Source organism: Clostridium sp. ZBS15 (genome assembly GCF_023845705.1).
GTDB lineage: Bacteria > Bacillota > Clostridia > Clostridiales > Clostridiaceae > Clostridium > Clostridium aquiflavi.
Map to the genome: position 1 here is coordinate 83049 of NZ_JAMQHY010000001.1, position 16058 is coordinate 99106.

Genomic DNA, 16058 nt, shown 5'->3' on the forward strand with positions numbered 1-16058 from the left:
CCTTATAGTTAATCTAAAACTTGCTTTAAGTATGTTCTAACAGTTTAACGCCTTGTTAATTTACATTCCTTATAGTTAATCTAAAACCTATTGATTTAAAGCCTTTTGAAATAGCTGATATAACATTTACATTCCTTATAGTTAATCTAAAACGCAAATGAGTTGCCACCATCTATGGAAGCTTTATTGAATTTACATTCCTTATAGTTAATCTAAAACCTGGCTCAAGAATGGGTCTTGGTGGAACATTCCACAAATTTACATTCCTTATAGTTAATCTAAAACCATATGTTACATCTACTGTTCTATAAAGTATTCCTTTATTTACATTCCTTATAGTTAATCTAAAACAATTTATGAAGGTATGGCACAATTTTATTTGGAATTATTTACATTCCTTATAGTTAATCTAAAACGAATACTTATACCTCCATCTCCTTCTCCAGGAATAGAATTTACATTCCTTATAGTTAATCTAAAACCAGGGTTAAGAAATATGGAAAATCACTGCATATGTAATTTACATTCCTTGTAGTTAATCTAAAACTCTCTCTTTTTGCCTTCCCCTAGCAGAGTGGCTCTAATTTACATTCCTTATAGTTAATCTAAAACTAGTTCAAGTGAAAAAGAGTATGAGTTCCAGTTTGCATTTACATTCCTTATAGTTAATCTAAAACTAACTTCCATAAAGATGATGCTACAGAAAAAGAAGAATTTACATTCCTTATAGTTAATCTAAAACTATAGTTAACACCTCACTTTTTCAAATGTCTGATTATGATTTACATTCCTTATAGTTAATCTAAAACTTTTAGCAGTAAACCATGTTACGAATTGTTTAGCATAATTTACATTCCTTATAGTTAATCTAAAACGAGAATTTTATTTATATACAGATAATTTGTATAAATTTACATTCCTTATAGTTAATCTAAAACTATTAAAGGGTGATATTAAATTGAAAAATAATTTTAAATTTACATTCCTTATAGTTAATCTAAAACAATGGATATTATGAATCTAATGAATACATAGTATCATATTTACATTCCTTATAGTTAATCTAAAACGTGCATGCGAAAGTTTTTTTATTCTTTTACTAAAGCTTATTTACATTCCTTATAGTTAATCTAAAACGGAATTTAACATTATGTGTTATTGCTCCTACAAGAAGATTTACATTCCTTATAGTTAATCTAAAACAAAATGCCAAAAAGAATCCTTTTAGTTTAGGATTAAAAATTTACATTCCTTATAGTTAATCTAAAACTAACTGTAATAGTTTCAGTTTCTTCAATTCTTACTCCATTTACATTCCTTATAGTTAATCTAAAACACTAAAGCCCTTCGGTTACCTGGCAATAGCAAAATAATTTACATTCCTTATAGTTAATCTAAAACAAATCTCCATCAACCATATCGTCCATTTTCAACTCTTATTTACATTCCTTATAGTTAATCTAAAACTTATATACATAAAGCAATCTTCATATCCTTTTTAAAAATTTACATTCCTTATAGTTAATCTAAAACACTTTACAGTATGATTTTAGATTCATGTGAAACTTATTTACATTCCTTATAGTTAATCTAAAACTAAAATCCAATTTGGCTACGCTTAGCTTGTATGATGAGAAAATTTACATTCCTTATAGTTAATCTAAAACGATACAGTTGCAATTCCAGTTGCTCCTGATGTAATAGGATTTACATTCCTTATAGTTAATCTAAAACATAATACTGGTTCTGTTACTATACCGGGTATAAAAGAATTTACATTCCTTATAGTTAATCTAAAACATAAGCATAATTTTGAGGACTTATTAAAATATGATTATTTACATTCCTTATAGTTAATCTAAAACAGTATATAGGGTTTCTCATTCTAAGTGCGATGAAATTATTTACATTCCTTATAGTTAATCTAAAACTAAATAGATTAGATTTAATAAAATCTAATGCCTACAATTTACATTCCTTATAGTTAATCTAAAACTAAGTTGTGCTAAGGCTTCTAAAATCTTCGCTGGTATATTTACATTCCTTATAGTTAATCTAAAACTGGATGTTATGGTGTTTGCTGGATGGATTCAGAAGAATTTACATTCCTTATAGTTAATCTAAAACGTAGAAGTTCCTGGACTTTATGAAGCTAAATACAAAAATTTACATTCCTTATAGTTAATCTAAAACCATATATCGAAGGAACTGACATATTAATAATAGGAAAATTTACATTCCTTATAGTTAATCTAAAACATGTAATAATAGCTATGGATGGCATTGTAATATTAAATTTACATTCCTTATAGTTAATCTAAAACAACTGGATTTTGAACTGGAACACTAACATCTCTATAATTTACATTCCTTATAGTTAATCTAAAACCCCGAAAAATAGTAGAAATATTGTTCCTATCTAAGCCATTTTATAGTACTTATTATAACATTTCTTGATATAAATTGCAGTAAATATACAATAACATTTTTTAACATATAGTAAAATGTCTATTCAGCTTTGTAAATTCAACGATTCACACCTAATTTTAATTAAATTGGGTTTACTGCAATTATGTTTATAAAAACATATTATCATAACTTTTTAACTCTCCAACAACATTTTTTTCTATATTATTATTATTTTTTACTTTGTATATATATAGTGAATCTCCATCTTTGTCCAATATTAAGCTAAGTTCTGATAAACATTTTTTTAATTTAGCATTTGTTATTTCACCTTCAAAAACAGAATTTTGTGTCCATGTTAAATACATCTTCAATTTTTTTCTTACCTTGCTAACTCTTTTTTCACCTACATCATAAGTTACTATAACAAACATCATTTACCACCATGCCTTTAACGCTTTATATTTTTCATTTTCAATTAAATACTTAATTAATTTATAACACTCAAGTTTTATTAATGTTCTATATGAAACTTTCCTATTTAATGTTCTATGTTTTATTGTTGTTGATAACTTATTTTCATATTCTCTTATAAATTTTTTCTTCCCATCTTCATTTAAGTAACACAATCCATTTTCTATGTTAAAATCTTTTGATGTAATCATATTCTTATTTATTAATGTGAATATAACACTATCTACAATAAGAGGTTTAAAAATCTCCGAAATATCCAGACTTAACGAAAATCTTCTTGTTGATGGTTCATGTAAATAACTTATTGTAGGATCTAGTTGTGTTTTGTATATTTCTCCTAATGTTGTTGTATACATCATAGAATTACCAAATGATATTAATGCATTTATTGGATCTGTTGGTGGTCTTTTTTGCCTTCTGTTAAAATAAAATTCATTTTTCAGAAAATAATTGAATGATTCATAATATTTTTTTCTTCCTCTTCCTTCTGCTCCCATTAATTCTTCTATTGTTTTTGCATCGTTAATATTTTTTCTTTCAATTACAATTCCATAAATTAATTCTTTTGGTATACTATCATGTCTTCTCAAATTTCTCAATATATGATGAAATGCTGAATCTATAAAACATTTAGCAATACTTAATCTAACATTCTTATTAGTATAAGCTTCTGATTGATTAACCAATAATATACCAGATACATTCTTTTTTCTAGAATAATATGTTCCACTATAGAAACCATAATAGTTGTATATACTTATTAACATTCTATACTTAGAAATATAATTTAAAAACTTAGTATTCATATCTATTTCTCCAAATAGATGTAATCTTTCAATATCCTCTATTGGTAATCCTCTTTTATTACTATCTTCATCTATAAAATATATAGTATTATCTTTTCTTTTAATCCTTCCATTTGAAAAAATATAATAATCTTTACCCACTATTCTTCCTCCTTTATATAACAGTACTCATAATAAGAACATTTTTTGCAGTAATTAAATTTTTCAACTTTTGGTGGATATTTTAAGTTTAATACTATTTTTATATTTTTTAAAACCTCTACAATTTTAATTTCATCCTCTTTTTTAAGAATTACTTCTTCTTTTTTTCTTTCTTTTACATAATTCAATGTTCCTTTTTTATTTATACCTAGCTGTTTTAGATAAAATAAATAGTATAGTAATTGCATTCTATCAGAATCTTTCATTTTACTAGATAATTTTACCTCTCTTATTTCATCTTTTTCTACTATATCAATCTTAATTAATTCATCAACTAGTTTTTCCTTATTCTTTTCTTTATTCTTGTAGGAATATTCATGAGCTATTTTTCCTTCTTGAATTTTATCATTGCCATCTTCCATTGAAATACCTTTTGAAAATAGCCACAATTTTCTTTTGCAAACAAAATAATAATTGAACTTTGTTCCCTGTACCTTATATTCTTCAAAATTATAATCCATTTTTACCTCCTGAGAATAATTAAAAATGTCCTTAATTGAATACTAACATCAATTAAGGACATTTTTTATACCTAATTAATTATAAAAATTGATTTTCTGAAAAACTTTTTTCTTTTTTATATACTTCGTATCCCTTTTTAAAAGAATAATTTCCAAGAACTATATAAATGGTTTGATACTTACTAAGTTCTATTTCTTCTAATTTTCCGCCATTTCTTTGTATGCTATCAAACATAGATGATGATATAGTAACAGTTTTTTTCATTAGCTCATCTTTCAATCTAATTTTTTCATCATAAGCATTAGTTTTATTAATATCATCTAATATTTTATTTATTTCTTCTTTATTATTTTTGTATACATCTTCAGGTATAACAGTTTCAGATAATATATTTCTTAGCTTTGCTTCATTTTTTTTAAGATCATATGGTATCAACTCATTATATACATTTATTGTATTTTTTATATTATTAAAATATTTTGATTCTTTTAAATTTTTCACTGAATAAACTTCTTCTACTAATAGCATTTTTTCTTCTTCATCTAATTTTAAACCATCATATTTTAAAATTGCTTCCTTAGATTTATTAAATATATCTATATCAATTATTGACTCATAATTACTCATGCTATCATGTATTCCAGAAGGCAGTTTATTACTTCCAACAAATACATTTATGTTTACTTTATCGGTATCAAGAATTCTATTTCTATAAACCCTACCCATTCTTTGTAAAAGACCACTTATATCTGATAATTCTGTATAAAGTACATCGAAATCTATATCTAAACTTGCTTCTACAACTTGAGTAGTAATCCATATACCTGAAAACTTGTTTTTAAGTTGACCATTTTCAAAAATAGTTGTTTCTTTTTTTGACCTATATTCCTGAGTATATCTGCTATGAAACATGAATATATTGTTTTTAATATCATTATATTTTTCTAAATCTTCATAAAGTTTTTGTGCAGCTTTCACTGTATTTACAATCACTAAAACTTTTTGCTTGTTATAATTTTCATAAATAAATTTAGCATCTATATCATCTTTCCAAACTCTCACTTTGTGTCTTAGCATAACCTGATCATTGTTTTTCTTTAAAAATGCTTTTGGTGGAATTTTATAGTCCACGTTTTTAACAAGTCCTGCATAATTCATAAAATGCTCAAATATAGGTGGAAATGTAGCTGTCACTATTGCAAACTTTCCTCCCATTTTAACTATATCTCTAATAGCTATAATTAAGTATGCAATCATTTCTGAAGAATACATCTGAATTTCATCTATTATAACTTTTGAATAACTCAAAGTAGCAAGTTTTAGTTCAAAGCCTTCATATTTAAATATAAAACCAATTAATTGATCTAATGTACAAATTGTTAGTGGCAATGATAGTTGCTTAGTTGTATCTAAATATTTTTTATCTATAGTACCATTTTCATTTCTTTTCATATACTCTGAAGCACTATTAGAATGTAATAATCCTGTTCTATGTTTACCATATTTTATTTTACTAGCTACTCTATCATATATTGAATTTATAGAAACTCTAAGTGGTAGAGTAAAGAATCCTTTGTTATTTCCTATCCACATCAGTGCTCCTTCTGTTTTTCCTATTCCTGTTGATGCTTTTATTATTAAATTTTCTTGTGAATTTTCTTTCATATATTGCTGAAGTTCATTTATTTTATAGGGTTCTAATGATTTTTTTGTTAATTCTTCTAAATTTCCTGGTGAAATTTCTATCTTCACATTGCTGCTGGCAGCATAATCTATTTTATTTAATAATCCTTTAGTCATGATAAATTTGCTTGCTATCTCATATTCTTCATCATTTAAAATGCTATAATCATCTAAAACTCTGTTTCTAAGGAATTTCATAAATCCATTATTTAGCTTTATTCTATCAGTGCTACAAACTAATCTTTCATAAATAAATTGGTCTAAATATTTATTCAAATCTTTCTCTATAATAATCTTTAATTCTTTCCTTCTTTCCCCTTCCAAATGTTCTCTATTATGATGATAAAAAATACTTTCGTATAATATCCTTATTTCTTCATTATTAAAATTCTCTTCTAAATATTCAAATGGTATAAATGCATTACTTAAATATCCATGTGGTATTTCTTCTATATCTTCAAATTCATCTTCAAGTAAAGACAATCTTTCACTACATTCTCTCTTTTCAAGATCTCTATTTATGTTTTTTACTATCTTATTTTGAAATTTTGTACTCATTTTACCTAAATCATGATATATACATGCAAGTTTTAACAAATTCCAATTCAAATTTTCTATGTTAGGGTATGTTTTTCTTAAAGTTTCATATGCTTCTATGAGTTTTTCTGTATGTTCTACTATACTTTCTCTTGGGTTGCTTTTTGCTAAAAATAAATTTTTCATGCTTCACCTCTAAATAAAGGACTATTAGATAAATATTTATTATCCAATAGTCCTTTTTCATTTCTAAATTAAAAATACTATTTCCTTATTACTGTCTTTATAGACATCTGTATACCCTACACTAGTTTTATCTGCAACACAATAAGCAACTTTAACACGTTCCCAACTTCTAACTTCAGTATCTTTTTTTATTGTTTTCTTTGTATATGTTTTGTTTAAAGTATATACAGTAGCTTTTGATTCTACTTCTCTATTTTCTATCTTTTGCATAGGTACATACATATTCATTCTTTTATCTACTATTTCATCATCATCTTCATATTCTTCTTCTAACTCAACTATTTCAACATTTTTTATTTGAATTAAATCTTCTCTTCTTCCAAGTGATATATATTCTTTAGGAAATTTAAAATTTTCATATATTTCTTGTACTTCCTCTTGATTTTTAGGACAAATATGAAGTACTAAATTAACATCTACTAATAATTCTGATGTAGCTACTCCCCTAGTTACTCCATAAGTTTTTCCATCATTGCTTAACAAAGCTAATTGATGCCTCTTATCCTCATAGCTAGCACCTGCAAATTCATATCTAGTATATAAATCATATACTCTTGAATTAAAATTCCCTTTAATTGATACATCCATATCATGATATTCTTTATATCCACAAGCAAAATGAACCATTCCTATAACAGTTGATGGAGGTGGAAGTGGATAACTTTCTTTTAATTGAAAACTTGTTGGCTTTTTATAATTTACAAGATTTTGATATATTTCTAATCTTACAGCTCTCTTTTTATTCACTATTAACACCTACTCTTCATAGTATGCATTTATATCGCTCTTAATTCTGTCAAAGAATTCTCCCATTTCTACTGCATTTAATTCTTTATTTATTTCGTCATTATTTGAGAATATACCATTTAATAATCCCACATTAGTATTTTCTTTTATTTCCTTATCTAAGTTTAATATATCTTTTATAGCATCAATTTGAATTCTATTATTGTAACATTTTATTCTATTTTCAAAGAAAGGATTTTTTATAGAATAAACACCTCCTATTGCAAATAAAGGTGATAAATTTTCTCTTCTACCTTTTATATCTCTGTATAAAAATTTAATAACATCTAATAAATCATTAACTCTCTTTGCTTTTTCTGAATTTTCAATTTCAACACCATCATTCTTATCTACACCAACTTTGTCAAGATCAAGCGTAATTGTATAAGTATAATAAGATTTATGGATTTCACTTTGCGCTATATTTCCTCCATCTTTTTTCTTTTCTGTATTTTCATTATATCGGTCTAGTAATCCTTTGTTAGTTAAAAAATCTAAATCTGCATTGAATGTTTCAAGTGCTACTGCATTAGATAACCTTGCAACTGCTGCTCTTGTTTTAACTGGTTTTTGTGTTTTCATATATCCAAATAAGTCTATTTCAGGATAATCTTTAACACTTGCATCAGGATGAAATTGAAGAACTTCTCCATCTAAAGCTAATGGTGTATTGTCTACTTTCATTTGATTTATAATATTATATCTTAATGCTTGTCTTGAAATGTAACTATAAGCTCTTCCACCATCTCTTGAAATCTTCTTTAGTGATGTTACATTTCCAATTCCTTCACCATAGTTAGCACTTTCTGCTTCAAAAATAAAACTTAAAGTTAATCCTTTTACATTTTTCATCTCTAATTCTCTCCTTCATTTTCTTTTTTTAATGATTCACTTTGTAAGCCTAAAACAAATGCATATCCAATGTTTTGTAATTTATCATTATCCCTTAAAGCTAGTCCTAATTCTTTGGGTAACTCCATTCTCATATACATATGAGCATTTAATATTGTATCCATAAATTTTCCTGTATCTTTTGTTTTTATTGCATTTAAAAGTCTATATGAAATTCCTGATAATTTTGATTTTGCATTCTTATTTTCATAAGCTTCTTTAAGCCTAATTCCATAATTTCTAAAGTTATTTATATCTTCTTGTCTCATCATATCTTTACCTCCCATTAATGAACTGTTTATCTTTAACATTTTATAAATAATGTTTATTCCTTTAAACTTTTTGTCATCTAAATACATAATTAATAATTTGTGAATCAAATCTAGTAAATTTTTTCCGTCATATATTCTGCGTATTACCTCATCATATAAATTTAAATAATATTTTTCTGTTATCTTAACTCTAATTTTAATGAGACTTTCTAAATTTTTTCTATTAAAATATAAAATTTTCATAAGTCTTGGTGAAAGAATATTAAAACTATATGGTCTTCTATCGTTATTACCATCGATTTTAACCACCTGAATATTTTCAAATTCCTTCTCAATATTTTCTATGCTTACATTTTCCATAGAATTTAAAATATTATAGTAGGATAAATTTTCTATTTCTTCATATTTTTTATCTTCATAATTGGTAGCCACAATATTACATTGTTTCAATGCTTTTATGTTTTGATTGTTATTTATAAAAATTCCTTTTTTCTTTTTGACTATAAATCCTAATGGCAAACATGAATACACTAAATTGCATATTGGACATATATAGGCATCACCATTCATGTTCCAAAAATGTGATGACTTTCTAGACATATCTACACCAGTTTTTACTAGCCATGTTAAATCAAATGCTTCAGGTTTACTTAATTTTTTTATCTTATTGTTACAAGTAAAACAGTTATATTTATTTTTACTTTTATCACTTTCAGAATAATTTATAAAATTATCTATAAAGTCTTGTTTATAAAGTTCATACATATTTGATTTATTATTTGTTTTTAATAAAATGCTTACATTATTCCAAAATGGTTGAATAACTTCATACATAACATTCTTTGCGATTATAAATCTTTTAACTTCTGGCTTCTTAAACCAATTAATTATATCCTTAATAATAGCTATTTGCTCTAAAACTTCTTCTTTAAAATCCAAAGGATTATATTTCTTCTTATGTTTTATTTTAATTAATTCTTTTTCTTTATTTAATATCCAAATTTTATCATTATCATCATCTAAAATTTCATAGGCACTTTGATAACTTGCAGATTTAATCATTAATTTTATGTTATCTATAATTTCATTCAGTCTATCTATACTTTTTTCTGTTATTTCATTTTCCTCTATAAAATTGACTTCATCCATATAGCTAACTAATTTAAACCAAGAAATGCTTTTTACATGTTCTTTAAATAATACTTGGAAATATGCATCTTCAAAGCCCTCTAACATTGATGTATCAAACTCAATATAATTTTTTTGAATATTTACTTCATTAATACTTTGCTTTTTATGTTCCAACACTTTTAATAATCCAACAATTGAAGCATTTTTTAACCAGTCTCCTATTTCTATTTTTACTAAACTCACAATTTCACCTCCTATATTAAATCAATCAAACCGAAGCCTTCACTTCTTCTAAACCCAATGCCTGATTGTAACAATATATTTAAATCATCAATATCTCCTATTAAGTTAAATATACCTTTATATGCATTTATGAATATATAATCTTTTTTAGTTTGTTCCTTAAATCTAGATATTTCTTCTTTTACTACTACTTTTTTCATTGAAATAGGTTTAAATTTCAGTTTTTCTCTTAACCCATAACCCCTATATGATTTTAAATACAGATCCGAAATATAGTTTATTAATTCTTCAAAATTATCATTCTGTATTTCTACTGGTTTATTATCTTTATCCTTTATATAAATTGGAGATAACGTTTTACATTTAATTTCATTATTTTTAACTTTATTTTCTTTAAGTAAAATTATTTTCTTAATTGCTAAGCTATATTTTTCTTTATAGTTAAACTCTTTTATTGATAATAATCCATTATAAAGTGCTATACCAAAATTATAATTAGGAGTAGTAATTGTTACTGAAATATCTCCATACACATCAATATAAGATTCTTTAACATCATAATCATTTAAATATATAGCAAATGTAAAATCCTTTATTTTCTTATTTTTTTTATCTTGAAAATAATACATTTCATTAAATAACTTTTTATCTCCTTTTTCAATAGCATTTTTTAATAAACTGCATATCATAAATCTATTTCCTATAGGAATTTTATTATCTAATGCATTAAGAATAATCTTAAATCTCATCTTTTTTCCTCCATTCACCTAGCTAATGTCTATCTATTAATATTATTATAAAAATAGTTGAGGACATTAATGGTACCTATTATAAATTTATTTTAATTTTTTCATCATTTTTTTTAATTCTTCTTCAATTTCATCTTTCAATATCTGCGGTTCAATAACTTTAACACAACTTCTCATAGATAATATCCAAGAAATTATTTCTGGACCACCTCTCATTTTTGCTTCAAATAATATATTTCCATTTTTTAATTTAGTAACAATTTGATTATCTATCCAAATTCGTTCTTTTATTGTATTTGACATAGGTGGGCAAATTTCTAATTTAAGTTTGTATTCTTTTCCTCCAAAAATCCCTATACTATTATTTCTAAGTTCATTTATATAAGCTTCAACATCAAATTCTCTTTCAAATTGTTTACTCGTAACTATACATTCAGTAATCCTTACCAATTTAAAAATTCTCACTTCATTTTTCAATAGGCATTTTGCTATAACATAGGATTGTCCTTTATAAATAAATATCTTATATGGCTGAATTCTTCTTTTTGTTTGCTTTCCTTCATTTGATCCATAGGTTATTAAAACTACATTTTTATTTAATATTGCTTCGTATAATTTATTTTGTATATCCTTTATATCTGCTCCATCATTATTTATTCGAGAATATGGTATTATTTCTGTGGATTCGCTACTATTATCTTTTAATATTGAATAATTAATTTTATTTAATGCTATAGATAGTACTTTGTTATCTATATACTGAACTTCTTTTCCATAATATTGTAAAAGCATTATTTCATCTTTAGTTAGTAATTCTTTAAATGGAAAATACGAATCTAGTAATCTATATCCGCCATTAGGACCCAGGATTGATTCTATTGTAAACAAACTCTCTAAATCACGCTTGTACCTTGTAATTTGTTTTTCACTTACACATAATTCTCTTGCTAAATCATTTCTTTTGATTATAATCCCCTTTTTTAGCTTAAATAACATTTTAAGGACATTTTCTAAATGGCTCATATTACCTCACTTAATTGTATTTTTAATGCTATTATATCATATTTTGTATTATTTTACTTTTTGTTCATTTATAAGATTTAAACCAAGTAAATGTTTGCAATAATTTTCTTCAAATTATATTCATCTATATTTACAATATGATTTTAATCTCCTCAAAACTCTTGCTAACAAAGTTTATTACATTAATTAATAGATCTTGACATTCTTTTTGAAATGCAAGTTCCAAAGTAACATTATTATGTTTTTATATTGATTAAAATACTTAAATATTATTGAATCTATTGTTTTAATATATAACTTATTACTATTCTCTTCATCAAACATATTAATCTGATCATTAATATCATCTTTAACGTTATTATATATAAATAAAAAACAACCAATATACTTTTTAAAAGCTATTGATTGTTTCTTATTTAATAATGTGAACTAGCTACTTGTAAATTCTATGAAAGGCCTTCTATACATACTGTGCAGAATTAAACTTTGATGCTCATTTCATGCTTTAATATTTATACATTAAATTATTTTCTTTTATTAATTATTTTCTAAGGATTACTATCTTTTATTCTGCATTATATGAATAATGAGAAGTTGAGTTTACCTCTTTTAGCAAGCTTATATATTGGAAATAAACGCCATTCTCCAGATTTTATTTTATCAGTTTCTAAAAAACTAACTAATTTTGATGGAAACAATTCTTCTCCGAATGAATTCATTTGTATAATTGTATTCCATATTCCTGTACTATTTTTATCATTCAAACTATAACCAATTACACCTTTCAATTTTTGTATATAATCATATTCTGTGTATAGGTAGCAAAGGTAATAAAGAACGTAAAATTTTTCTTACCCCTTTAGCAAAAATATATATTAATGATTGGATGCACATTAGAAATTCTATGAACATTAACAATAATGCCCTATTCATTTTCAAAAACAATAACCGCATTAATACTAAAGCTATCTAAAATATTGTAAAAAATATATTATTTCTTTTGGACTTAATCCTAAATCTATATCAGCACATAAACTTCGTGACACTGCTACTCTTATGTACAAATTACAAATATATCAAGTTATCCGTTCTTTACAACAAATCCTTGGACATGAGATCATTACTATAACAGAAATTTATACTCATATTGATTAACATCAATTACAATCTGCTGTAAATTCTAATCCATTAGCTCTAATGTTTAATTGACCTGATATTATAAACACTCGCAATTATGCCACCTTAAATATTCTAAACAAACTCTTTATGTAATATTCTATAATCCGGATACTCTATATCATATCCTGCTAGATTAAATTTTAAATTCTTCATAATAAAATCTTTTCTTTCAATAGGATTAGATACATCATTCTGAATATCAAAAATAACATTATACAAATTGCCTTTATTTTTTTCTATTAAACGATACAAATTAGATTCATCCAAGACTTTAATATCATTTTTAGAATAAAAACCCAAGTTATTTTTCGATATTACCATAAAATATACTATTTTAAGAGTATTATTAATGCTATCAGATCCACAATTTGAAACGAATGCATCTGAGTTAATTTCATAATATTTTCTAATCTTATCTATTTGAGTGAATGCCTTGTTTAACTGTTGATTTTCAGTACGTCCCTGAATATTAATATGTTCATTTACAGAATCAGCTCGATTAAAATTTTTCAATTCACAGATCAACATTGATTTTGAATGAGTATCATATATTGCCATATCTATATCAGTTTCCTTATCTCTACCATTTTCCTTGTATAGATTTATATTAAATGTAATTTTTAAATTTTGAAAACAAGATAGTTTTGCTTTTAATCTTTTCTGCATTGACTCTTCCTTATAACTAAATATTTTTTTGTATTTATGATTAAATAATACTAATGCATTTCTCTCAATATTGCTTGAAATATATAAAGACGGTGGTGACAAATAGCATTCCTCCCCATCTGATGAGTTTACTTTAAACAAAGGAGTACATATAATATCTAGTTTTTGATTTTTTTGATAAGTTAATATATATAATATTTTCTTAATTTTTTCTTCAGGATAGTTTATCAACTCTTCTATTTTAGCTATTAATTTTGTGCTCTCTATATACATTAATCTATGACTTTTTTGTAATATCCATGCATATGCATATAATGATAAATATACATTATAATATTCTTCAATATTAAATCCATCGAATTCCTCATTCACATAGAATTCTCTCATACTGTTTAAAATAATTTTAGCATTTTCAAAACAATAAAGAAGAGGATTTTCTGGATTATTCATCTTTAAGGTTTCTTTTCTGAAACTTTTGCATATGCTTTGAACATATTCTAATTTATTATAAAAATTCAAAACCTGCTTTTGCCTATCAATTAATACATTATCAAAATTAACTTCTTGTTTATTAATATTCATAGATAATAAACCTTCTTCAGAAAGTATAAATAAATTTTCTAGTGTATTATATTTTGACACATCATTGAAAAAATTCTCTATCTTCCTGACTAACTCAACATCTTTTCTACATGTATCTGTACAATATTGAGAACTTAACTTTACCGCTTTATTTAAAATATCCAATTCTGTATGCATTAAGGATTGAGCTGTTTTTTTATTCATAATATTGAATACTTTCTCCTCAAATATGATAAAAAGTCCTTGTAATAAATAGCACCAATTATTTTTATAAATATTCTTGTTTTTCATATATTGTTCTACAGTTTGTTCAAATTTTTTCTTATTTCTATTAGTAATACTATCCAACTGCATTCCACCTCTACATTATTTTTATGTATTTATAAATTATTAACTTTACATTATTAGCCTAATTAGAATAATCACAGCACCTACTTTGGAATAATTATGAAATTTTAATATTAACTGAGTTAGTTTTACTACAATCCACAATTTATACTATTCAATTTTCTCCTAAATTTTATTTATCTTGAGTTTGATATAATTTTTCAATCATTTTATTTAATTTTTCTTGAGATTGATATGATTTTTCAATTGTCTTATTTAAATCTTCTTGAGACTGGTATGTTTCTTCAATTTCTTTATTTAACTCTTTTTGACTATTATTATTAGTTGATGTAATGTATAAATTAATAATAATAGACAAAATAGCTATTATTACAGTTACTACTTGAGAAATTCTTCTTTCATTTCTTTCTGATTTAAATCTTCTGTCCATAATACTTTCATATTTATTATTTTTCAATTCTTTTAATTCATTTAATTGAATAATTGTTTTATCTATATAAGTGCCAACATAGTTAATTAATTCATCATTTTGTATTAAGTCAAAATAATTATCCTTATATGGAATTTCAATAACATCATCTATTGATTTATTAATGCTTTTATATGTATATTCATTCTCTATTTTAATAGAGTCCATTAGCTTGGATAATCCTTCATCTGTTCTCTCTTGCTTTTCTTCAGCTGATAATTCAGGATGTACTTTTTCAATAATTTCATAAAATGATTCTTGAGCTTTTTTGTATTCTGTTTTATATTTATCTATTTTTTCTGATTTTATTTTAAAATGCATATTAGAAGAAATATCAATACTTTTTTCTCGTTTCATATAGCATACTAATTGTGTACTATTTAATATAACATTTGTTGAAAAAATATATCCTTCTTTCTCCAATTTCTTCCACAACGATATAAACCTACCTATTGGATTTAAATTATCTATACAATAAATATCAGTTTTTTGTGGTAAATTCCCTGAATAAATATTAATATCTTTATTATCGTAATTTTTAAATGAAAATGATAATCCATACTTATTATTTTCAGAGTCTAATATATTTCCCAACCTATTAACAATAGTGACCTTTTCATCATCATATTTCCATTTAATAAAGCTTGCTATATCATTTATTTCTTCGCTTATGATTTTATCAATTACTTTTTTATCAAAATCGCTTAATATCATATTTTCTCCCATCTATGATTTATTAATTATAAATATAATAATGCAAAATGTGAGTTTTAATAAAGTTTGACTAAAACTCAATAGAAAAATAACTTAAAACTGTAATAATGATTTTATATTTTTATCATAGTGAACTGATAAAAGTTTTTATACAAAGTTTGATATTTCATACACTATGACACTCCCAAAT

13 protein-coding genes and 1 CRISPR repeat array (1 of these 14 only partly in view) are annotated in these 16058 nt (G+C 24.4%); of the genes, 1 reads left to right on the forward strand and 12 read right to left on the reverse strand.

Annotated elements, in window-relative coordinates; all coding sequences use genetic code 11:
- A CRISPR array of direct repeats spans window positions 1-2389; the repeat unit is 29 nt; unit sequence ATTTACATTCCTTATAGTTAATCTAAAAC; it begins 604 nt to the left of the window's first position.
- Between the two features lie 187 nt (window positions 2390-2576).
- The 10 genes from cas2 to NG904_RS00445 all read right to left on the reverse strand — a co-directional run bounded on the left by cas2 (window position 2577) and on the right by NG904_RS00445 (window position 12674).
- On the reverse strand, window positions 2577-2840 hold the full coding sequence (gene cas2 / locus NG904_RS00400; protein WP_165415375.1) for a CRISPR-associated endonuclease Cas2: 264 nt from the start codon (window positions 2838-2840) through the stop codon (window positions 2577-2579).
- A gap of 3 nt (window positions 2841-2843) precedes the next feature.
- Window positions 2844-3827, reverse strand: coding sequence for a type I-B CRISPR-associated endonuclease Cas1b (gene cas1b / locus NG904_RS00405; protein WP_165415374.1), 984 nt, complete (start codon window positions 3825-3827; stop codon window positions 2844-2846).
- Window positions 3827-4348 carry a CRISPR-associated protein Cas4 gene (gene cas4 / locus NG904_RS00410; RefSeq protein WP_165415373.1) on the reverse strand — a complete coding sequence of 174 codons (522 nt, stop codon included), beginning with the start codon at window positions 4346-4348 and terminating at the stop codon, window positions 3827-3829. Before cas4 ends, cas1b begins: the two co-directional genes overlap by 1 nt.
- Window positions 4349-4427: 79 nt before the next feature.
- Window positions 4428-6755, reverse strand: coding sequence for a CRISPR-associated helicase Cas3' (gene cas3 / locus NG904_RS00415; protein ID WP_252229043.1), 2328 nt, complete (start codon window positions 6753-6755; stop codon window positions 4428-4430).
- 63 nt (window positions 6756-6818) lie between these two features.
- Window positions 6819-7562, reverse strand: coding sequence for a type I-B CRISPR-associated protein Cas5b (gene cas5b, locus NG904_RS00420; protein ID WP_165415371.1), 744 nt, complete (start codon window positions 7560-7562; stop codon window positions 6819-6821).
- 9 nt (window positions 7563-7571) lie between these two features.
- Window positions 7572-8453, reverse strand: coding sequence for a type I-B CRISPR-associated protein Cas7/Cst2/DevR (gene cas7i, locus NG904_RS00425; protein WP_165415370.1), 882 nt, complete (start codon window positions 8451-8453; stop codon window positions 7572-7574).
- A gap of 2 nt (window positions 8454-8455) precedes the next feature.
- A complete protein-coding gene (gene cas8a1, locus NG904_RS17430; protein WP_252229045.1) occupies window positions 8456-10138 on the reverse strand; it encodes a type I-B CRISPR-associated protein Cas8b1/Cst1 in 1683 nt (560 codons plus the stop codon).
- Between the two features lie 11 nt (window positions 10139-10149).
- Entirely contained in the window at window positions 10150-10887 is a 738-nt protein-coding gene (gene cas6, locus NG904_RS00435; RefSeq protein WP_252229047.1) for a CRISPR-associated endoribonuclease Cas6, read from the reverse strand.
- Window positions 10888-10974: 87 nt separating this feature from the next.
- The gene (locus tag NG904_RS00440; RefSeq protein ID WP_252229049.1) at window positions 10975-11883 is read right to left on the reverse strand and encodes a helix-turn-helix transcriptional regulator; all 909 of its coding nucleotides are present in this window, start codon (window positions 11881-11883) and stop codon (window positions 10975-10977) included.
- Between the two features lie 602 nt (window positions 11884-12485).
- Window positions 12486-12674 (reverse strand): hypothetical protein, encoded by a 189-nt coding sequence (locus NG904_RS00445; protein ID WP_252229051.1) that lies wholly within the window; start codon window positions 12672-12674, stop codon window positions 12486-12488.
- 256 nt (window positions 12675-12930) lie between these two features.
- Here NG904_RS00445 and NG904_RS00450 point away from each other — a divergent pair, with 256 nt between their 5' ends.
- Complete coding sequence (locus NG904_RS00450; RefSeq protein WP_252229096.1) at window positions 12931-13065, forward strand: hypothetical protein; 135 nt, start codon at window positions 12931-12933, stop codon at window positions 13063-13065.
- A 96-nt stretch (window positions 13066-13161) separates the two neighbouring features.
- On the opposite strand, the gene NG904_RS00455 is transcribed toward NG904_RS00450, so the two are convergent.
- Window positions 13162-14685 carry a hypothetical protein gene (locus NG904_RS00455; protein WP_252229053.1) on the reverse strand — a complete coding sequence of 508 codons (1524 nt, stop codon included), beginning with the start codon at window positions 14683-14685 and terminating at the stop codon, window positions 13162-13164.
- A 172-nt stretch (window positions 14686-14857) separates the two neighbouring features.
- Entirely contained in the window at window positions 14858-15868 is a 1011-nt protein-coding gene (locus NG904_RS00460) for a hypothetical protein (RefSeq protein ID WP_252229055.1), read from the reverse strand.
- Between the last annotated feature and the right edge of the window lie 190 nt (window positions 15869-16058).